Origin of the sequence: Planctopirus limnophila DSM 3776 (assembly GCF_000092105.1) — a bacterium.
Taxonomy (GTDB): domain Bacteria; phylum Planctomycetota; class Planctomycetia; order Planctomycetales; family Planctomycetaceae; genus Planctopirus; species Planctopirus limnophila.
In genome coordinates, this window is record NC_014148.1 from 3,824,961 (window position 1) to 3,844,256 (window position 19,296).

General features: G+C 54.0%; 16 protein-coding genes. 7 read left to right on the forward strand and 9 right to left on the reverse strand.

What is annotated here, in order from left to right; translation table 11 throughout:
* Positions 1-10: 10 nt before the first annotated feature.
* From cyoE to PLIM_RS15210, 6 genes are all read right to left on the reverse strand, one after another.
* Positions 11-991 (reverse strand): heme o synthase, encoded by a 981-nt coding sequence (cyoE, locus tag PLIM_RS15185; RefSeq protein ID WP_013111208.1) that lies wholly within the window; start codon positions 989-991, stop codon positions 11-13.
* Positions 992-993: 2 nt separating this feature from the next.
* Positions 994-1,980: a COX15/CtaA family protein gene (locus PLIM_RS23055; protein ID WP_013111209.1), complete on the reverse strand. Its 987-nt coding sequence runs from the start codon at positions 1,978-1,980 to the stop codon at positions 994-996.
* A 105-nt stretch (positions 1,981-2,085) separates the two neighbouring features.
* Entirely contained in the window at positions 2,086-3,843 is a 1,758-nt protein-coding gene (locus tag PLIM_RS15195; RefSeq protein ID WP_013111210.1) for a cytochrome c oxidase subunit I, read from the reverse strand.
* Positions 3,844-4,005: 162 nt separating this feature from the next.
* The gene (coxB, locus tag PLIM_RS15200) at positions 4,006-4,815 is read right to left on the reverse strand and encodes a cytochrome c oxidase subunit II (RefSeq protein WP_013111211.1); all 810 of its coding nucleotides are present in this window, start codon (positions 4,813-4,815) and stop codon (positions 4,006-4,008) included.
* Positions 4,816-4,947: 132 nt separating this feature from the next.
* Positions 4,948-6,663 (reverse strand): c-type cytochrome, encoded by a 1,716-nt coding sequence (locus tag PLIM_RS15205; protein ID WP_013111212.1) that lies wholly within the window; start codon positions 6,661-6,663, stop codon positions 4,948-4,950.
* A gap of 121 nt (positions 6,664-6,784) precedes the next feature.
* The gene (locus tag PLIM_RS15210) at positions 6,785-7,057 is read right to left on the reverse strand and encodes a hypothetical protein (RefSeq protein ID WP_013111213.1); all 273 of its coding nucleotides are present in this window, start codon (positions 7,055-7,057) and stop codon (positions 6,785-6,787) included.
* Positions 7,058-7,496: 439 nt separating this feature from the next.
* On the opposite strand from PLIM_RS15210, the gene PLIM_RS15220 reads away from it, so the two are divergent.
* The 4 genes from PLIM_RS15220 to PLIM_RS15235 all read left to right on the forward strand — a co-directional run bounded on the left by PLIM_RS15220 (position 7,497) and on the right by PLIM_RS15235 (position 12,522).
* On the forward strand, positions 7,497-8,723 hold the full coding sequence (locus tag PLIM_RS15220; protein WP_013111214.1) for a hypothetical protein: 1,227 nt from the start codon (positions 7,497-7,499) through the stop codon (positions 8,721-8,723).
* A gap of 333 nt (positions 8,724-9,056) precedes the next feature.
* Positions 9,057-10,178: a citrate/2-methylcitrate synthase gene (locus tag PLIM_RS15225; protein ID WP_013111215.1), complete on the forward strand. Its 1,122-nt coding sequence runs from the start codon at positions 9,057-9,059 to the stop codon at positions 10,176-10,178.
* 243 nt (positions 10,179-10,421) lie between these two features.
* Positions 10,422-11,873 (forward strand): threonine synthase, encoded by a 1,452-nt coding sequence (thrC, locus tag PLIM_RS15230; RefSeq protein WP_013111216.1) that lies wholly within the window; start codon positions 10,422-10,424, stop codon positions 11,871-11,873.
* Positions 11,874-12,021: 148 nt separating this feature from the next.
* Entirely contained in the window at positions 12,022-12,522 is a 501-nt protein-coding gene (locus tag PLIM_RS15235) for a hypothetical protein (protein WP_013111217.1), read from the forward strand.
* A gap of 132 nt (positions 12,523-12,654) precedes the next feature.
* Here PLIM_RS15235 and PLIM_RS15240 read toward each other — a convergent pair whose 3' ends face one another.
* Complete coding sequence (locus PLIM_RS15240) at positions 12,655-13,302, reverse strand: adenylate kinase family protein (protein WP_013111218.1); 648 nt, start codon at positions 13,300-13,302, stop codon at positions 12,655-12,657.
* The gene (locus PLIM_RS24895) at positions 13,295-13,426 is read right to left on the reverse strand and encodes a hypothetical protein (RefSeq protein WP_261340081.1); all 132 of its coding nucleotides are present in this window, start codon (positions 13,424-13,426) and stop codon (positions 13,295-13,297) included. The genes PLIM_RS15240 and PLIM_RS24895 overlap by 8 nt, the downstream gene beginning before the upstream one ends.
* A gap of 191 nt (positions 13,427-13,617) precedes the next feature.
* Here PLIM_RS24895 and PLIM_RS15245 point away from each other — a divergent pair, with 191 nt between their 5' ends.
* The 3 genes from PLIM_RS15245 to PLIM_RS15260 all read left to right on the forward strand — a co-directional run bounded on the left by PLIM_RS15245 (position 13,618) and on the right by PLIM_RS15260 (position 17,389).
* Positions 13,618-16,251: a U32 family peptidase gene (locus tag PLIM_RS15245; protein WP_013111219.1), complete on the forward strand. Its 2,634-nt coding sequence runs from the start codon at positions 13,618-13,620 to the stop codon at positions 16,249-16,251.
* Positions 16,252-16,264: 13 nt separating this feature from the next.
* Complete coding sequence (locus PLIM_RS23060) at positions 16,265-16,717, forward strand: ComEA family DNA-binding protein (protein WP_013111220.1); 453 nt, start codon at positions 16,265-16,267, stop codon at positions 16,715-16,717.
* Positions 16,718-16,987: 270 nt separating this feature from the next.
* The gene (locus tag PLIM_RS15260; protein ID WP_013111221.1) at positions 16,988-17,389 is read left to right on the forward strand and encodes a hypothetical protein; all 402 of its coding nucleotides are present in this window, start codon (positions 16,988-16,990) and stop codon (positions 17,387-17,389) included.
* Positions 17,390-17,431: 42 nt separating this feature from the next.
* Here the strand turns inward: PLIM_RS15260 and trhO are convergent, their stop codons facing one another.
* Positions 17,432-19,234 (reverse strand): oxygen-dependent tRNA uridine(34) hydroxylase TrhO, encoded by a 1,803-nt coding sequence (gene trhO / locus PLIM_RS15265; RefSeq protein WP_041403744.1) that lies wholly within the window; start codon positions 19,232-19,234, stop codon positions 17,432-17,434.
* Positions 19,235-19,296 lie beyond the last annotated feature (62 nt).

Consider the following 19,296-nt stretch of genomic DNA (forward strand, 5'->3'; position numbering starts at 1 on the left):
CAGTTCGTCATTAGTTAATGGCAGAAGACGACATTGAAAGCAGGCCCAGGTGATCTCCCACCAAGGCCAATAGCACCAGAGGTAAATACACAATTGATACCAGGATCAGCCGGCGGGCCGTCGCTGGTCGTTCATGCCAGGCAAACGCTATCGAAGCAGCGAGATAGCACAGCCCCAGCACAATCGCCAGTACAAAGTAGGTCATGCCACCCACACCTGCCACAACGGGTAACAGGCTGATCGGAATCAGAATTGTGGCATACGCGGTCGCAATCAACCCTGTCACATGGGGTTTTGGCAATCCCATCGGAAGCATCTTCAGACCAGCCAGCAAATATTCATCGCGGTACTTCCAGGCAATGGCCATAAAGTGCGGGAACTGCCATAAGAAGAGAATGGCAAACAGCGAGAACGAAGCCAGATCCAGATTGGCACCAGCCGCTGCCCAGCCAATGACAGGGGGTAACGCTCCAGGAATGGCACCGACCGCTGTGCAGATCGGCGAGACTCTCTTCAGTGGCGTATAAACACCGACATAAAGTGCCCAGGTGGCGGCTGTCAGAATTGCCGTCTGGATGTTGACCATCGCCACGAGCATTGTACAGCCGGCAGATCCCATGAGCAGACCGACACCCAGGGCTTCCCAGGGGGACATTCGCCCTGCCGGCAACGGACGATTTCGCGTCCGCCGCATTCGACTATCAGTCTCCTGCTCCAGCCACTGGTTCAAAGCCGAGGAGGCCGTAGAAACCAGAGCCACGCCAGCCCAGGTCCAGAGCAACACGGCCCAGTCCCAGTTCTCGCGGGGCGCCAGCGTGTAGCCGACAGTGACCGTAATCAGCACCATCACCGCAATTCGCGGCTTGGAAATTGCCAGCCAGTCAGCCAGCCGGCTTCCCAAAGCCTCGATGCGGGTTTCATCGAGCACAATGCTCTGTGATGAATGCTGTGGAAGCGATGAATTTGGTAACAGCGGGGAGTTCTGCGACATCGTTAAACAGCACCTCCAGCAAGTCGGCTGGAACCATCGAGTGGGGTTGTCAGCGAGCTATTGCGAGTTTTTGTTTCCACTGTAGTTTCTGACACCGGGGCGTGGACTGGGGCTGTCCGAATCAAGCGTGCGATCATCACACCCAATCCCATAAAACCCAGCACAGCTCCCAGCGTGTGGAGCGATCTCAAAGCACTCAAAGCCGACGTCTGCTGAATGGCCACAATCCCGGCATCTGGCCAGCCATAGCGAAACAGCCAGGTCCCCAATCCAATGAGGAACTGCCCATTCACAAGAAGCAGCATCAGATTGGCCCAACTGCTGAGCCAGGGATGATGAAGTCGGCGGATCAGTACCCAGGTGATCGCAGCGACTCCCAGAACCACAAATGCAAAGTAGGGATGATCTCGCCACGCATGAGCTGCACCGAGATGTCGGAGCATCCCTCCAAGAACCGACTGCAGAAAGAAGACCAGACATAGGACGACTGTAGCCGAAAAAGCTGCCCGGGTTCGCGTGCCTGTCGGCAATCGCTCAACATTCGCCCAGCGAGGACTCATGACTGCCACAGCGATCGCCATGACCGTAAAGACCCAGCAGGCAAAGTTCCCATGGATCATGGCCAGAACTTTACTTACCTGACTGACGCGCATCCCGCCCAGCAATCCCTGGGCAATCACCAGCACTAAAACCAAAGTTGCCAGAATGCGAACAGCCGGTCGTTGTGGTGTCAGAAAAGCTGAACCGCATAGTAGAAGTGCGAAAAAACCTGTCAGCATTCCCGCCAGACGATGCCCGTGCTCCAGAAACTTGTCTGGCTCCCCAATCGATTGCAGCCAAGGGTAAGCCAACATGCTGTAGCCATCCGAAGTTGGCCAATCTGGAAAGGCCATGCCCGCATCGACAGTCGTCACGACAGCCCCCATCGAAATGAGAGGTAACGCCGAAATCAGCGTCAACCACGCAAATATGGAGGGTAGATTTTTCATAATGGCACTCGACTCGAATTGTAAGTTAAAAACCGGCTAATGACTTTCTCTCGATGTCTCTATTAATAAGTCTCTTGAATCTCTCACATAACAAAATCGGTCGTATCAATGCCCTTGAGACTGATCGGGCCGACGTGGCATGTATTCCGTCTGTGGTAAAAAATCATTCTCGCCAGATACGGGCGAACTGTATTCGTAAGGCCCATGATAGACCACAGGCTGCACATCAAAATTCCCATGTGGCGGTGGCGAAGGTGCCTGCCACTCCAACCCATTCGAATTCCATGGGTTTCTTCCACACTTCTTGCCGAAGAAAATGCTCCAGCCAAAATTAAACAGCAGAATGAACTGGGCAAACCCCATCACGATCGCCGCATAAGTCATGAACTGATTCAGCGGCAGCAGATGTTCCAGATAAGGGAAGTGATAAGGATCGGCATACCTTCTGGGCATACCACCAATCCCTAACAGATGCATGGGGAAGAATGTGCAGTTGAAAGCCGCAAAGGTAATAAAAAAGTGAATCTGCCCCAGGCGATCACTCATCATGCGGCCGAACATTTTTGGAAACCAGAAATGGATCGCCGCAAAAATCCCGAACAGAGTCGATCCAAAGAGGATGTAATGAAAGTGAGCGACAATAAAGTAAGTATCATGGATATAGACATCGACAGGGACAGCGGCCATAAAAATGCCCGAAAGTCCGCCGGTAATAAACATCGACACAAAAGCCGCGCAGTTTAATAGCACCGTATTAAACTGGAGCTTTCCACCCCACATCGTGCCAATCCAGTTGAACGTCTTGATGGCTGATGGAAGCGCAATCAGGATCGTCGAAACCATAAACGTCATGCCGACAATCGGGTTCATCCCACTGGTAAACATGTGGTGCCCCCAGACAATGAATCCCAGGCCCGCAATTGTCGCCATGGAAAAAATCATCGGCTTATAGCCAAACAGAGGCTTGCGGCTCATGCAGGCCAGCATATCACTCACCATCCCCATGGCTGGTAGTAACATGATGTAAACAGCCGGATGCGAATAGAACCAGAACAAATGCTGCCACATCAGCGGTTGTCCGCCACCCACGGTTGCCGGAGCGTTATTGACAACCAGCCCGCCCGGGATAAAGAACGTGGTTCCGAGCATGCGGTCAGCCAGCATCATAAAACCGGCTGCGGTTAGAACAGGCAAAGCAAATGCCTGAAGAATTGCGGTAATAAACATTCCCCAGATCGTCATCGGCATGCGGAACAATGTCATGCCCGGGGCACGCATATTAATAATGGTCGTCATATAGTTGATCGACCCGAACATTGAGCTGAAACCGACAAATGTCAGTCCAAACAGCCAGAGTGTTTGTGCAAAGCCTGAACCTGGAGCAGCTTGGGGAAGGACCGCCAGGACTGGATAAATCGTCCAGCCTGCCGCCGGGCCGCCATCATAAGCAAACGACAGCATGAAGCAGCCGATGGCAGGCCACATGAACCAGTAGCTCAACATGTTGAGTGTCGGAAAGGCCATATCTTCGGCACCGATCTGCAGTGGGATCAGAAAGTTGCCAAAAGCACCCGCAAGAATGGGAATGACCACCAGGAAGATCATGACGGTCGCATGCATCGTAAACAGCATGGTGTAGGCTTCGGGAGTGATCTGCCCGCCATCTGTGCGAAAGAGCATGTCCCCCAGAATTGGCATCCGCTCCCACGGCCACGCCAGTTGCCAGCGCACGCCCAGAGCCAACGCTCCGCCAACCATCAGCATCAACAGAGTCGTGAATAAGAACTGGATACCGATCACCTTATGATCGGTTGAGAATATATAGCGACGAATCCAGCCCGGCTGATGATGCACAGCGTGCATTTCATCTCCAGGAGGAATAGAGACAGCAGGTGGTGTAATGGTCGCACTCAATGGTACGTCCTTTTTCTATGTCAACTAACAAACGGACTTTTGCCAGCAATTACGGGAACGTCGAAAACAATATCAGTCACTCAACATCAGAGATAAATCGTCCAGCAAAACTTAAGGAGTCGAAGTCTGGGCTTGATCAGCGGCCGTATTTTGCGGTGGGCTGGCCAAACGGAGTCCGTCATCTGCCTGGAGCAGCACCGCTTCCTGCTTCCACTTTTGAAATAACTCTTCTGAAGTCGCTAAAACTCGGGCTTTCATTTTGTAGTGGCCCCAACCGCACAACTCAGCACAGACCAGGTCATAGCTTCCCGGCTGAAGTGCATCGAACCAGACGGGAATGACAGTTCCCGGCAAGGCATCCTGCTTGATACGCAATACAGGCACAAAAAACGAATGCTGGACATCGCCTGATCTCAAACTGATGGAGACCGGCCTCCCCACCGGGATCCTCAGGTCGTTCACGGTATAAACATCATCGGGCTGAGGCATGGGCATCAGTGGCTTGCCGGGAGCGGGATAACGAATCCGCCACTCGAATTGACGAGCGGTCACTTCGGCAATCGCTTCAATTTCCCCCGGGGCATAATTCCGCATACGGAAAGCCGCCCAGACATCCATCTGATAGATCGCAATGAACAACAGCACGATCCCGGGGATCACCGTCCAGATCACTTCCAGGGTATGATTACCATGGGAGTACGTCGCTTTCTCGTGGGCAGGCTTAACAGCCCCCTTCCAAAGTACATAACCCAGTGCAATCTGAGTCCCTACGAAGACAATACTGGTGATCCACAAAATGATATAAAACAGCCCATCAATCCGGCGGCCAATGCTCGACATCGCCTCGCCAGTATCCGGAAACCACCAGCCTAGTGACGGCGCAGCCAGGCACAAAGCCACTGCCAAGGCTGCCCAGCTCATAAAGTAAATTGACCAGAATCTTGCCACAGAACATCAGCCTTTATTGGCAAAAAATCGAATTGTTATTTTACAACTGAAATTTAAAACTCAACGATATCTAATCACATCGACTGACTTCCACTCTCAATTCAACTAGCTGGCAGAACGTGCCGGCTCGGCCTCAGTGATTTTTTCAGCCTTCGTTTCTTGAACTTGCGCTTTGTCTGTTGCCGGCAGTTTCCTTAATGAAGATTCGGCATCAGACAAACTCGTTCCATTGGCAGTGAACTCGACACTCAGGACATAATTCACCAGATCCCAGATTTCATCGTCTGTTAAAGTCACGCCACCAAAGGCTGGCATGGGTGTGCCCTTAATCCCTGCATACAGCCTGCGATACAAATCGACAGGACGCCGTCCTCCTCGATAAATTCCTCGTGTCAGATCACGGGCCGGCAGGAGATTCCCCCAGAGATCATGCAGGCCTGGACGTGGATAATTTCCATCGCCGGAAGGCATTTTCCAATATTCAAAATTGGCCGGGCCGTCACCTCGGCCCTGTGCACCATGGCAGGTGTAGCACTTGGTCTTATCAGAGAGATACAGCAAACGCCCTCGCTCACGAGATGCCGCATCATCGGGAACGCGTGCTTTGGCAGGGGTAATCACACTCTCAGGCGTTTCAGCTCGTTCCCAGGCGGACACCAGAAAGTCGGCCGTATCCTCAACGACACCCTGATAATCGGTTTCGAAAAACTCAGCAAAGTCCTTTTGCAGTGCATCCACCGCAGGCGTGATTGGTGCTGGAGGTTCAGCTTTTTCACCCTTGTTGAGTGCTGCCTGATAGGCAGCTTCACTTTGAGTATATTCGGCCTTTAAATCCTTGGTGGAAAAATCGCCCAGGTCGTCCGTAATTCGCTTTTCCATCTCACCTCGAATCGAAAGCCAGCGGACATATTCAATCACAGCCTTCTTCTCAGTGGGATCCATCAATAGAAACGAAGGCATGTATGTCCCGGGGATGCCATCGTCGAGGATACGCGTCAGATCATCACGCGTGATACGTTCCGCAGCCTGTGTCGAAGTGAACTTGAAAATCCCGTCGCGATAATCACGCGGCGGTGGTTGCATATATTTAGCCGTTGGCCCTTTTCCATCGCCTGTCGATCCATGACAGTGCATACAGTTTCTTTGATAAACAACCCGGCCTTGAGCCAGCAGGCCACCATCGTCAACAACCAGTGCATCACCGGCGGCAATCTCACCGACAGGCTTGCTGGAAGAGGACGTTTCTTCCTGTGATTCTTCAGCAGGTGCTGATCCTGCTTTTCCTTCCAGAGCAATTGAAACCTGCCGGGTGGCTGCATCGAAGGCCGCGACCCGATCCCCCTGAATACCCTCACGAGCACCGCTGACCCAGCGAACAGGGGCACCCACTCGCAGATTTTTTGCCAGGTCAGACTGATTATCGAAAGTCACCACCATCACGGCCTTGGCAGACGAACTGGCTTTTGCATCCAGCGATTCGACGGTGGCTTTGGCCCCGCCGAAATCAATCACACTCAGGCGATCCCACACGACAAGATTGTCAGGAGTTCCAAAGTGAGTCAGCAAAGTGTGCTCGACAGCTTGCCGGGCATTGGGCGCCAGGAGAGTGGTCGATGTGCGAGGAGTAAACTCGACCGCAGGATTCGGGGTACACCCTGAAGCTCCGAGCAGCAACATCACGCCCCACACCAGGGAGTGCAATGAGGAACGTAGCAGACCTGCCAGATGCCATGAATCCTGCAATTGGCCACAGCCAACTGGCTGGTCAGCAGTTTTCGCAAAGGAGGCGAAAGGCATCGATTTCAACAGGCTGTCAGGCATGGCGGAGTCTGTAAAACTTAAGGGGTGAGCAGGTGGGCGTTGTCAGCAATCAATCTCAGGCGAATGAATGGTGAATATTCTTGATCAATCGATTGAGTTCAATATGCTCAAGTCATGTCAGTTATTCTGAGGAGTCAGCAGCTTTCGTCGAAGTCGATTGCTCATTGGCAGATGCCGCATTTGCAGGCTGGGGTGAGGTCGCGATCACTGGTGCAGCCACCTCGGCGGGTGGTGGAATGACATCTTCCGCAATTCTTCTCACTGTGGGGATTTGAGTAGCACCACCTCCACAACCAGAGGTGCAACTGATCATCATGCCCATAAGTACGAAGAAGTTCACCTGAGTTCGAAACCAGCGGGAGTGACGGGCAGCCCAATGGTCATCATGCAGCATGCAGAACACTCCCTTATCGATAGATCAACGTCGGTCGAATTGTTGGATTGTGGCCTGTCGAAAAATCAGTGACAACTGATTGTGGCTGCCAATTGCCATGTTTCCCAAAGCCAAGAAGTTTTATATCGTCAATTCGGGCGAATCTGGCGACTATGAACTCGACTGAAGACATAATCTCATCTGACGTTGCGCAAAATCTCAAACCAGGATTTCCCTGAATCAAAAAGGTTGCATGTCGGCCCGGGCAGTCTTTTTCGCTTTCAGGAGCCACCCCCTCCGTTGAACTGGCAGCCAGGCCCTCACGAGAAACACCGTAACTCATTACTGTAAAATATCTTACTCTACAAAAATTTGATCTAACAGATGTTCAGCCTGTGCATCATGAATACGCAACGAACTCTAATGGCTGTCATCCACGGGAAACAGGATCATCTCTGCCATGAACTTCAACCCACTCTCCAGACCGCAAAGAGATTCTGTGATTCCACTTACGTTGTTCCGAAGCTGGCTGACTGGTATCGCTTCCTGGGTCGCATTTTTGATCCTCGGCATGACTTCTCATGGTGCATGGACTGCCCATTGCCCATTCTGCCCGCCATCGCAACCGACTTATGCCGAACATCTGGCCAACAGTGATGTCGCCATTCTGGTGCAATGGAAAGGCCAGAAGGTGCATTCTGAACAGGAAGCCACGACAACTTTTGAAATTGTCGATCTCCTCAAGGGGGACCCGAAGGATTGGAAAAAGGAGGGAAAAGTCTCCGTCCCTTATGCCCGAGATGGACAGCCAGGCGATCTCCTCCTCCTCATGGGGCAGGCCGATGCCAGTCCGAAAGAAAAAAACACGAATTGGCTTCTCGTGCAAGAAGTCAATGAAGTGCTTTATGGATACATTCGCAAAGCCCCCCCACTTGAGGAGAAGAATGCCAAGCGGCTGGAGTTTTATTGGCAGGGGCTTGAATCTCTCGATCCGGAAATCGGCAACGATGCTTTTGCCGAATTCAGTCGGGCCACCTATGCCGATGTCGCCTCCATCAAAGCCATTTATCAACCCGAGAAACTCCGGCAATGGCTGCGATCCGAACAGGTTCTCCCTATTCGGAAAGGTCTTTATGCCATGATGTTAGGGCTTGTTGGTAACGGTGAAGATGCCGCCTGGATGCTCGAAGAAATCCTGCGTCCTGTTCAGCCCCAGGAAACCCGCCTCGGAATTGACGGCATGATGGCAGGCTTCGTCCTGCTCGAAGGTCAGACGGGCCTCGAAAAGATCTGCCACGCCAAACTCGACAACCCTCAGACTTCACCTGCCGAACTCTACGCCACCGTGAATCTACTCCGTTTCCTCTGGGAAGAGAATCCCCTCCATCTGCCACCCGAGATCCTCCGCAACCAGCTACGCAAACTATTACCCAAAAGAGAATTAGGTGAAGTTGCGCTAGTCGATCTGGCCCGCTGGAAAGACTGGGGAGCCTGGCCGATGATTCAAGCTCAATGGGGACAGGGTGCTTTCTCGAACACGACGGGAAAACAGAAAATCATCCAGTTCGCCCAGACCATGCTCAAAGACCAGAACTGGGGTGATCCCCAATCCCGCCAGGCCGTTCAAGACTTTATCGACCGGAATCCATTGCCCAAATCTCCATTTCTGCCTTTACCAACCCCCTGAAAATTTGATACTGCACTCAATGAGTAAATCTCTCCAGTCGTCGGGGAAAGAAAGTCAACCCTCTTGATACTTGCAAAAGTGCAGGATCAGGAAGTCTGGTCAGCCCCCTTTCGTGTGGATATGATCAATTTTGGAAAGTCGTGACGGAGCGTCTCTGTCTTATAGACTGTTTTGTCGAGAGAAATCGATTTTCCGAGAAATCAATGGTTGCTGCGAAATCATCGATTTCTATCTACGCCTGAAACTGAGTTTGGGAGATACTGCCGGTTAAGTCAGGGCTGACCATTCAGGTAGCCGCTCAAATTTGTGCTCTTCCGTTTCGGATTGGAATTTATGGCATCGCGACCACCACAGCTTTCTCCAGGCGAATTCGTCGTGGGCGATACCTCGATCACGGTAAAACAACCGTCATTGCAGTACCGTGGTTACCGTGTTGAAGATCTGTCGCGCGATGCTCAATTTCCTGAGGTGGCCTGGCTGCTCATCGAAGGTTCTTTGCCCAGCCCGGAAGAATTGGCCGATCTCGAAGCCGCACTTTCTGAAGACGGCCGCCTGGATGACGAAGTCACCACCTGGCTGGTCAATCTTCCCATGCATGTTCCCGGTCTTGATGCCTTAAGAACAGCCGTCAGCCTCACGGCTACGCTCGACCCCCAGGCTCAGGATAACTCACTGGCTGCTCAACGCGAAAAAGCCTATCGGCTCCTCGCACGCTACCCGATTATGGCTGCCGCTGTGGCTGGGGGTACGTTACCGGACGACGCCGAATACCACTCAGAACTCTCCTATGGTGGAAATTTCCTCCGCCTCGCCTCAGGCATTGAGCCACGCGATGAACATTCCATGGCGATGGATGCACTGCTGATCACTTCCGCCGATTTCGAATACGAACCCAGTACTCTGGCAGCACGCCTGGCGGCTGGCAGTCGCGTCGATGTTCTGGGAGCCATGGTGGCCGCCTTGAGCATCTTCTCAGGTGAATGCCCACTCGATGAAGCCCGCGCGATTGCCGATCTGCTGGATGCAGTTCATAGCCCGGAAATGAGCCGCGATCTGATTCACAGGCTCTGGGAAGAACGAGCCATTCTTCCCGGCTTCGGGCCCCGCATTCCCCGCGGAGGCGATGCCCGTGTCTGTGTTCTTAGCGATTGGGCCGATCAGCTCTCCGATCAGCCCGATTTTGAGGTCTGGGAGGAGCATGCCGACTGGATCGAAGCCGCCGCCTGGGAAGTTGCCGAACAAGGGCCCACACTTCTTTGGGCCGTCGTCAGAATGATGAAGTATCTTGGATTACCAGTGGATGCTGCTCCCGTCGTGATTTCCACAGGGCGCGTCGCCGGTTGGATGGCTCATTACATGGAACAGATCCGCACCACCTGGAAGCTGAGACCGCTGGGAGCCTACATCGGGCCAACCGATTTGCAGTTTTTACCCGTTGATGACCGCAGTGCATAACAACAGTTGAGTCCGATGATGGGAACACAAATTTTCAGAAAAGATTTTCCCCGATTTCATACCCCTGAAGAGTAATGGAATGGTTCCTTCATCACTCAATTGAATACGAAAACGAACTCCCAAACCTTCACAACCATTACGTCACGATTTCCTTCCGAGAGTCTCCACGAAGAAAGCCCACATTCGGAGCAGATCATTGTCCCGCAGGCCATTGATCATCCCCGCTCTGCAAAGGTTGATTGTATGACCCCACCTACTGCCGCCATCACTCCCCCTGTCGCCAAACTTTTCCGCTCCTCACCGACCGATGCGGCTTTCCAGGTCTGTATTGAACCGACTTGCCGGGCGACCTATGCCGTCGATCAGACACTCACTTCATGCACAGCCTGCGGAAGTCTGCTCGATATTGGCTACGACTGGAATCGAATCCGCGTGCCGGGCTCGATGCGCTGGTTCGAACAGCGCTGGAGCCGCCGCAATCAGCCTCTCGATTTCAGCGGCGTCTGGCGTTTTCGCGAGTTGTTCCCCTTCGCTCCCGAAGAGTCGATTGTCACCATTGGAGAAGGTCAGACGATTCTCCAGAACTCAGCCGCTGTAGCCAGTTACGTCGGTGTGCAGCACGGAAATCTGTTTTTGCAGTACGAAGGGCTCAATCCCTCCGGCAGCTTCAAAGATAACGGCATGACTGCCGCCGCCACACATGCCCGCATGGTGGGAGCTCATGTGGCTGCATGTGCCTCGACAGGCAATACGAGCGCATCACTGGCCATCTACGCCAGCTCGACCAAAGCCTTCAGGACTGTGGTGTTCATCGGGAGTGGCAAGATTGCCTTCGGGAAGCTCTCACAGGCTCTTGATTACGATGCCTGCACAGTCCAGATCATGGGTGACTTTGACGACGCCCTGGCTCGCGTTCGCGAAGTTTCTTCCGAGCGAGGCATCTACTTGTGCAACAGTGTCAACCCGTTCCGCCTCGAAGGCCAGAAGTCGATCATGTATCGAGTTCTCGAAGGTCTCGGCTGGGAAGTTCCTGACTGGATTGTGGTTCCCGGTGGTAATCTCGGGAACAGCAGTTCGTTCGGCAAGGCCTTGGCCGAACTGAAGCAACTGGGCCTGATTGATCGCATCCCGCGACTGGCCGTCATCAACGCTCACGGAGCCAACACTCTGCAGCAGCTTTACAATGAGCATCATGTCCGCTGGAATAATGGCAATGTTCCTTTGGAGACCATCAACCGGTTTTATGCCGAAATGGATCTCAATTCCCGCCGTGCCGATACCATTGCCAGTGCCATTGAGATCAACCGCCCCGTCAATCTGATGAAGTGCCTGCGAGCTCTCGAAACCTGTGACGGCGTCGTTCGCGATGTTCATGATCAGGAAATTCTCGACGCCAAGGCGCAGGTGGGAGCAGGCGGTTTCGGCTGCGAGCCAGCCAGTGCTGCCAGTGTGGCCGGTGCCCGTCTTCTGCGGGCACAAGGTGTAATCGCGCCTTCCGACCGAGTGGTGTGCATTCTCACTGGCCATCAACTCAAAGATCCCGATGCCACCGTCGCGTATCACTCGGGGAATCGTGACATGTTTGAATCGAAGCTGGCTCGCCGTGGCGTGACCGAAACACCCTTCCGCAATATGCCGCAGGGTGTCGAGAATGATCTGGGGAAGATTCTGGAACTCCTCGCCCGGCTCGATTAGACTTTCGTCACCTGCCTTTCAGATGAAATCAGCACCCAGGATTCTGGTGAGGATCAGCCGGAGGATGCGACTTCATCTGTTGGACTGGCAGAGGCAAATGGCAGAGCCAGTTGCATGAGACTTCGTCCCTCCCCCGGACATGTCAGCCATGCCTCAATCACCATTCGAAGAACTTGAGTATCTGGCGGATTTTCTCCCTTCAAACGGAGAATCCATTGTGGTTTCCCGCCGCGATGGGGAACTTGTCTGCGAAGCTGTCAAAAATCTGCAGAAATCCGATCCTCTGGACGACCCGGCTCTCTACGGTCGACTCGTGCAGATCAACGAGCGTTTGCAACGTCTTTCCGTACGGCCAATTGTCATTGGTGTGCTGGGTTGGTTCTGGCTGTGTGTAGCCCACCATCAAGCGATGGATGTCGGCGTCTCGGGTTGGTTTTTGGATGTGGGCTTCGGGTTGCTGATTGGTGTCGCAATCAGTTCGTGGATTCAGTACCGCCAGTGGAAGCTCTTCCGCAAGATTCATCATGAATCGCTGGCCCGCCAACTCCGGCAATCGCGAATTGATCAGCACACCTTGATCGGCGCACTCAGACATCAACCCGAATTGCGTCTGCTCTTCTCGCAACTCGTGCAGGCCACCTCACACTAATACGCTTTCCGTAAAGAAATAGCGCTCTGTGTGCCATGCTTGCAGCTCTGGGCAAGCATGTTTTCACAACCAACCAAGTGCAGTTGTTTCCCTGGAACCGTATAAGTTGCCAATCGCGCTTGTTTGTCCGACTCAGTCATTTTTAGGCGCTATCCCCAACCCTGCGCGGATGTTGGCCTGGATTTCATCGCGGGTCAGGCGCCCATCGACATCAATAACAAGTTCCTTTTTGCGGAAGAGTTCCAGCGCCGGTTCGGTTTTCGTGCGATAGTCGTTTAGCCTCGATCGAATGGCATCGTGATTGTCATCATCCCGCTGAACGAGCTTGCCATTGCAGACATCGCACACATCATCCTGTGCAGGGCGATGGAAAATCAGATTGTAATCCAGCCCGCAGTTGCTGCAGAGCCTTCGCGCCAGCACGCGTTCAAACACCACCTGATCGGGCACATCGATATGAATGACGGCATCAATGTCGTAGCTCTCGAGAAAGAACCTCGCCTGCACAAGATTTCTCGGGAAACCATCGAGAATAAAGCCGTAGTTCCAGTCGTGTTCGCCCAGTCGTGCCCGGATGATGTCTTCGACCGTGTCGTCGGGAACCAGCTGCCCTTCCGCAATCTGCCGCTTGATTCGCGCACCCAGCTTGGTGTGGGTCTGAATATGCCAGCGAAAAATATCTCCCACGCTGATATGCACAAGATCGAGATCATCCTTGAGGAGTTTGGCCTGCGTACCTTTGCCGCAACCCTGAACACCCATGATGACATACTTATGCATAATACAACTCTCCCACGATCCATTCGACGACAGGCCCTTTGGCCACAAGTGGGGAGTTTGACGACTCGACCGATTGAATTCCACAATTGACACTCCCGGAGAACGCGAGAATCATCACCCGCATGGTCGGGAATTCGTTACAATGCATACTTCCGGAGCAGTCTGGTTCCGGGCTGGGCTCTCTTTTCGCCAGATGCCGGAGACTTTGACAATCCCCTCGCAATTCCATGTGGAATTGACTGAAACATCGATTTTCCAGGCCTAATGATTCTCCCGGGCGAATTCGACGTTCCGTGACAAGAAAGCTTTCCGATAGTGACTCTGCTCTCCGCTCCAGGAAATGAAACTGGCAAAAGTCTCGGCTCACGTCCCGAGTTGCTCGCACCGGCAGGCAGCCGCGAAGCCATTCGAGCCGCCATCGAAAATGGCGCCACTGCTGTCTACTTCGGCCTGCAATGCGGCTTCAACGCCAGGGCTAGAGCCACCAATATCGCCACCACCGATCTCCCCGAAGTCATGCAGGAACTGCACAGTCGCGGTGTTCGCGGCTATGTCACACTCAACACGCTCATCTTTTCCGACGAGCTTGAAGAGTTTGAGTCCATCGTCAGGCTTTGTGCCGAATCAGGAGTCGATGCTGTTCTTCTACAGGATTTAGGTGCAGCCCGTCTCTGTCAGGCGATTTGCCCCGCTCTCCCCATTCACGCTTCGACCCAGATGACACTCACCAGCGCGGAGTGCATCGAAGTTGCCAAGGAGTTGGGAATCAGCCGGGTTGTACTCCCCCGTGAACTCTCCATCGATGAGATCCGCAAACTGCATTCCGCGACCAGTATGCCACTGGAAGCCTTTGTGCATGGAGCACTGTGCGTTGCCTATTCGGGCCAGTGCCTGACGAGTGAATCATTGGGTGGCCGCAGTGCCAATCGGGGTCAATGCGCTCAGGCTTGCCGCTTACCCTACGAACTGATCTGCGATGGGCAGGATGTCGATCTCGGCAATGTCCGCTATCTGCTCAGCCCGCAGGATCTGGCTGCTTATGAACTCACTCCCGAACTCATCGAGGCTGGAGTGATATCATTCAAAATTGAAGGCCGCTTAAAAACTCCCGAATATGTGGCGAACATCACCAAGCATTATCGTGATGCGATTGATCGCAGCACCATGGGGGAGCTTCCTCAATGGACACCTGACGTTCGTCGCGAAATGGAGTTGAGCTTCTCGCGAGGCTTTTCGACAGGCTGGCTGAAAGGGTGCGATCACAAAGAACTTGTCCCGGGCCTCTCTTCAAGTAAGCGAGGTGTACTGCTGGGAAAAGTGTTGCGAGTGGCTCCACCGCGCATTCTGCTCAGGCTCGAAAGCCCGCTCAGTCGTGGCGATGGCGTCGTCTTCGATGGCGACCGCACCACAGGTGAAGAGCAAGGTGGCCGCGTCTATGAACTCTTCACACCTCGGCAGAATGGCCAGTCATTACGATTTGAAGGGACTGCGGAAGCTGGCCTGGTCGAAGTGGAGTTCGCCACCGGTGCGATCGATTTTGCAAAGATCGCGCCCGAGCAGAAACTGTGGAAAACCGATGACCCTCAGCTGATTCAAAAGCTTCGCCGTACATTCACCGGGCCGGAAGCTCTGGCCCGCATGCCACTCGATCTGCAAGTCGTGGCTCGAGCGGGCGAAGCTCTGCAAGTCTCTGCTTGTCTCTATCGTCAGGATGGTACAAGTCTGCCGACCGTGGTCGTCACCTCGACCGAACCACTTCCCGTGGCCACAAAACATGCCGTCACGGAAACCTATCTGCTCGAACAGTTGGGACGCCTTGGGCATACCCCTTTCGCGATACGTGATCTCTCTGCCGAGATTGTGGGCGGCCCGATGGTTCCCATGAGCCTGCTTTCCAAAGTCAGGCAGGAACTCATCCGCCAACTCCTCGAAGCTCTGGCCATTCCGGAAACTCGTACAGCAGCCACCCAGCCCATTCTCACCACCTGGCGCCAGCATCTGCAGCAATCGCGCATCGAAAGCCTCGTTCCCGAAGAGAATTCGACAACAGCAAATCAAACTCTACTCCCGCAACTTTTCGTCATGGTCCGTCAGCCCGCGCAACTGGAGCATCTCGTTCCCACTGAGCTGGAGCTCCCTGGCCAGGCACAACTTGGTGGCGTATATGTCGACTTCGCAGATATTCGCGAGTACCGCCAGGCTGCTGACTGGGGACGCGCTCATGGAGTGAAGGTCTGGCTGGCCACGCCGCGCATTCAGAAGCCGGGTGAATACCCCATTTTTGCCGCGATGGCCAAACATGCTCCCGCTGGTTTTCTGGTACGAAATCTCGCGGGAATTGATTACTGCACTCGTAAAAACATTCCCTTCGTAATCGATTTCTCGCTCAATTGCGCGAACGAACTGACAGCCGAGTACCTGGAAGGCTTTGGCCCTGAAAGACTGACCCTTTCCTACGATCTCAACCGTGAACAACTTCTCGATCTCGTGCGTGCCGCCCGGCCGCAACGACTCGAAGTCGTCATTCACCAGCAGATGCCCATGTTCCATATGGAGCATTGTGTCTTCTGTGCTGTCCTTTCGCCGGGAACCAATAAAACGAACTGCGGCCGCCCTTGTGACAACCACTTTGTCGAGCTGCGTGATCGTGTGGGTATGCAACATCCCCTGACAGCCGATGTCGGTTGCCGGAACACGCTGTTCAATGCCCAGCCTCAAAGTGCTGCCGAGGTCGTTCCGGATCTGCTCGAGCATGGGGTGAGAAACTTCCGCCTCGAGTTTCTGAATCAGGATCGTCAAACCATCCGCCGAACGATCTGTGAATATCAGGCACTGCTCGATGGTCAAAGAAGAGGCCGCGAAGTCTGGCAATCGCTGAGCGCGATGAATCGCGTCGGTGTCACTCGTGGCACGCTCGAAGAACGTCGCAACCCACTGGCAATCCTGTAACAGGAAAACTGTCATGGGTTCTGAGACCTCGCCCAGTCAACAAAACAGCACGAATCTGAATGCGCAACCTGGCAATAGCGAAACTACCGCTCGCTATTGCGGCATGACGCATGGCGATGCCTTGGTGGTTTTTGGATTGGCTCTTCTGCTGCTCGGCCTCGCGGGTGGGCGATTTGTGTGGCATGGAGTGTGGGGGAATCCACTGGTGCATGTCGAAACGCTCCAGGGAGAACCCATTCCGCTGAAGATCGACATTAACTCAGCGAACTGGATCGAGTTTTTGCAGTTAGATGGAATTGGCGAAACTCTGGCTCGTCGGATTGTGGCCGACCGTGACGAACGAGGCCCATTCCAGAGCGTTGACGATCTGGTTCGCGTCCGTGGCCTGGGCGAAAAAATGATCGAACGCTTTCGCCCCTACCTCACGTGCGAGCCTCGCCCAAAGTCATCCGTTAACGATCCCTGAGAGTCTCGCCATTGGGCAGCAAAATCTCACCTTCAGAGGTTGAGAAAACCAGATTTTTGCGAATACAGGGGGTTTGGCACAAATAGATAAACACGACTCGGCGGTTTTTGCAACTTTTACCAAAAAAACTGCCATTGACGCTCTTGCGGGCACGCTCGATGGGCGATATTTCCTTCATAAGTGAAGAAAGACTCGTCGCATCAGCGGCGTGTACCAAGGTCAAGATGATCCCGGTGCTTTCAAAGTCACTTTTGGCAAGGATGCCCGACCATGAGCCGATTGCGTGTTTACTGGCCTGATGCTGTCAGCGATGCAGAAGAGTTGATTGTGCCCTTCACTCCGCTGCAGATGGATGTCGCTCCCGAGCGAACCACGCGGCGTCCTCAGCTGCCATCCCGTTCCAGTCGGTTTCCTCAGATGACCCTCCGCGCCCCTCATTTTCTGGCTGTGAGTGATTCGTACCCAACGCACGATGCCGTCAACAGCTCTGTGCTCGACCGTGCCCGCACGCTCTACCTGAACCGCTGCTGCCCCGATTGCTCCCATCCGATTGTCGAGCCCGTGGAACTCGACGACGCCATGGTCAATCGCAATGGCCAGCCCATCCCCGGGACAGCCACTCTCATAGGCTTCCGCTGCGATGCCTGCGACAACGAATGGCCCGCCCGATAACAATTGATCAGCGATCGAAAATCGTTCCTGTCGGCTGACTCATCACGATACTGCTCCGGCCTCACCGGCCCATGCCGGCGGTGGAGCCATAAACTCCATCGTTGTTCGATCCACTGGATGCTGGAAACAAATGCGCCAGGCATGCAGACACATGACCTGCTCAGAATCCTTGGGTTCTGTCGCCAGTTCACCACTAGGCAGATAAAGCGGATCTCCCAGAATCGGTAGTCCCAAATGCCACAAGTGCACTCGGATCTGATTGGTCCGGCCAGTGATGGGCCGAACTTCCAACAGACTCGTTCCATCCTCCAGCCGCTGCACCAGTCGAAAGAGAGTACTCGCCTCGACTCCCCCCGATTCATCAATGTCGCGTGAACCCATCACACCGGCCACATCCGTCATCGGTGCATGGCATTCAAAACTCTCTTCGGCAGGCTCGCCTTGAACACGGGCCAGATAGACTTTTTCGACTTCCCGCCGGGAGAACTGTGGCTGCAAGCGCCCCGCCATGTGCCGCGTTCGTGACAACACCAGCACTCCCGTCGTCATCGCATCGAGCCGATGGGCCGCCCGTGGACTTTGCGGATCGTAAATCTGTGCCAGCAGGTACTGCAGCGTGTTGCGATGAAACCGGCCACTGGCATGCACCGGGAGTGGTGCCGGCTTGTTGATCACCACGATCGACTCGTCTTCATACAGCCAGCGAATATCGGCATTCACCGCTGGCTCAAGCGTGCCTGGCAAACGATGAATGATCCGCTGGCCAGGTTGTACCGTCTCATCGAGCCGCATGGGCGCGAAGGTCTCGCTGAGCAGCCGACCTTCCGACTCCGCACTTTCCCACAAGCTCGCTTCCAGATGAGGCAGCACCTGCTGCAGGAATTCCCGCACAGTCAGCCCCGCATGCTTCTGCGACACCTGCAAAGGTCGATCATTCACATAAGGCACACACCCGGGCAAGGGATCAATCAATCCCTGCAGCATTCGTTCACGTTCCCGCAGCCGGTCTTCCATTTCCTGGGCTGTCGTCTTGAAACAGTAAGGGCACGACTGACCGATCACATAACGTGGATCGGCCTGTTCCTCCGGCACCAGTGGTGTCTGACACCTGAGACACTGCGTCGTCGATGATTCCTCCAGATTAGGATCAACTCCCACCCGCTGATCAAAAACGAAACACTCCCCCTGATAGTGGGCACTGCCACACTCTTCAAAGTATTTCAGAATGCCGCCATCGAGCTGATAGACCTGCTCGTAACCTTCTTTTACGAAGAACGGGCCAGCCTTTTCGCAGCGAATCCCTCCCGTGCAGAACATGACCACGGGCTGCTTCTTGAGTTCCGGCGGCAGCTTCTGGCGCGACACCTCGGGAAAATCACGGAATGTCGCCAGATTGAGATCAATCGCGTTTTCGAATGTCCCGAGTTTCACCTCGTAATCGTTGCGTGTGTCGAGCAACGTCACCGGGCGGCCTTCATCCAGCCACGCCTTGAGCTCTTTGGGTGAAAGCTTGGGTGCGGGTTGCCGACTGGGGTCAATCTCCGGGAGCCCAAAGGCAATAATCTCCCGCTTGATCCGCACGAGCATCCGCGTGAAGGGTTGATGATCACTCGGGCTGTACTTGGCGGGCAAACCTTCCAACCCCGGGATCTTCCGCACCTCTTCGAGAAGTTCTGCCACTTTCTCCGGGAAGCCAGCGATGAACATATTGATCCCCTCAGTACTGAGGAGAATTGTCCCTTTCAGCTCCCGGGCATGGCAAAACGAAAGCAGCTTTTCCCGCAGGGGCTTCAAATCCGCCAACGGGGCAAAACGATAAGTCGAAATATTCGTGTAAACTGACATGCCAACCAACAACTCAAACGGAAACTGACGACCCTGAGAAACCTCGAAACAGTCCATTGAAT

What these genes read in the sequence shown, in the direction of transcription:
- cyoE (WP_013111208.1), bottom strand. Translation starts at nt 991, where the DNA reads ATGTCGCAGAACTCCCCGCTGTTACCAAATTCATCGCTTCCACAGCAT.
- PLIM_RS23055 (WP_013111209.1), bottom strand. Translation starts at nt 1,980, where the DNA reads ATGAAAAATCTACCCTCCATATTTGCGTGGTTGACGCTGATTTCGGCG.
- PLIM_RS15195 (WP_013111210.1), bottom strand. Translation starts at nt 3,843, where the DNA reads ATGCACGCTGTGCATCATCAGCCGGGCTGGATTCGTCGCTATATATTC.
- coxB (WP_013111211.1), bottom strand. Translation starts at nt 4,815, where the DNA reads ATGAGCTGGGCAGCCTTGGCAGTGGCTTTGTGCCTGGCTGCGCCGTCA.
- PLIM_RS15205 (WP_013111212.1), bottom strand. Translation starts at nt 6,663, where the DNA reads ATGCCTGACAGCCTGTTGAAATCGATGCCTTTCGCCTCCTTTGCGAAA.
- PLIM_RS15210 (WP_013111213.1), bottom strand. Translation starts at nt 7,057, where the DNA reads ATGCTGCATGATGACCATTGGGCTGCCCGTCACTCCCGCTGGTTTCGA.
- PLIM_RS15220 (WP_013111214.1), top strand. Translation starts at nt 7,497, where the DNA reads ATGAACTTCAACCCACTCTCCAGACCGCAAAGAGATTCTGTGATTCCA.
- PLIM_RS15225 (WP_013111215.1), top strand. Translation starts at nt 9,057, where the DNA reads ATGGCATCGCGACCACCACAGCTTTCTCCAGGCGAATTCGTCGTGGGC.
- thrC (WP_013111216.1), top strand. Translation starts at nt 10,422, where the DNA reads ATGACCCCACCTACTGCCGCCATCACTCCCCCTGTCGCCAAACTTTTC.
- PLIM_RS15235 (WP_013111217.1), top strand. Translation starts at nt 12,022, where the DNA reads ATGCCTCAATCACCATTCGAAGAACTTGAGTATCTGGCGGATTTTCTC.
- PLIM_RS15240 (WP_013111218.1), bottom strand. Translation starts at nt 13,302, where the DNA reads ATGCATAAGTATGTCATCATGGGTGTTCAGGGTTGCGGCAAAGGTACG.
- PLIM_RS24895 (WP_261340081.1), bottom strand. Translation starts at nt 13,426, where the DNA reads ATGCGGGTGATGATTCTCGCGTTCTCCGGGAGTGTCAATTGTGGAATT.
- PLIM_RS23060 (WP_013111220.1), top strand. Translation starts at nt 16,265, where the DNA reads ATGGGTTCTGAGACCTCGCCCAGTCAACAAAACAGCACGAATCTGAAT.
- PLIM_RS15260 (WP_013111221.1), top strand. Translation starts at nt 16,988, where the DNA reads ATGAGCCGATTGCGTGTTTACTGGCCTGATGCTGTCAGCGATGCAGAA.
- trhO (WP_041403744.1), bottom strand. Translation starts at nt 19,234, where the DNA reads ATGTCAGTTTACACGAATATTTCGACTTATCGTTTTGCCCCGTTGGCG.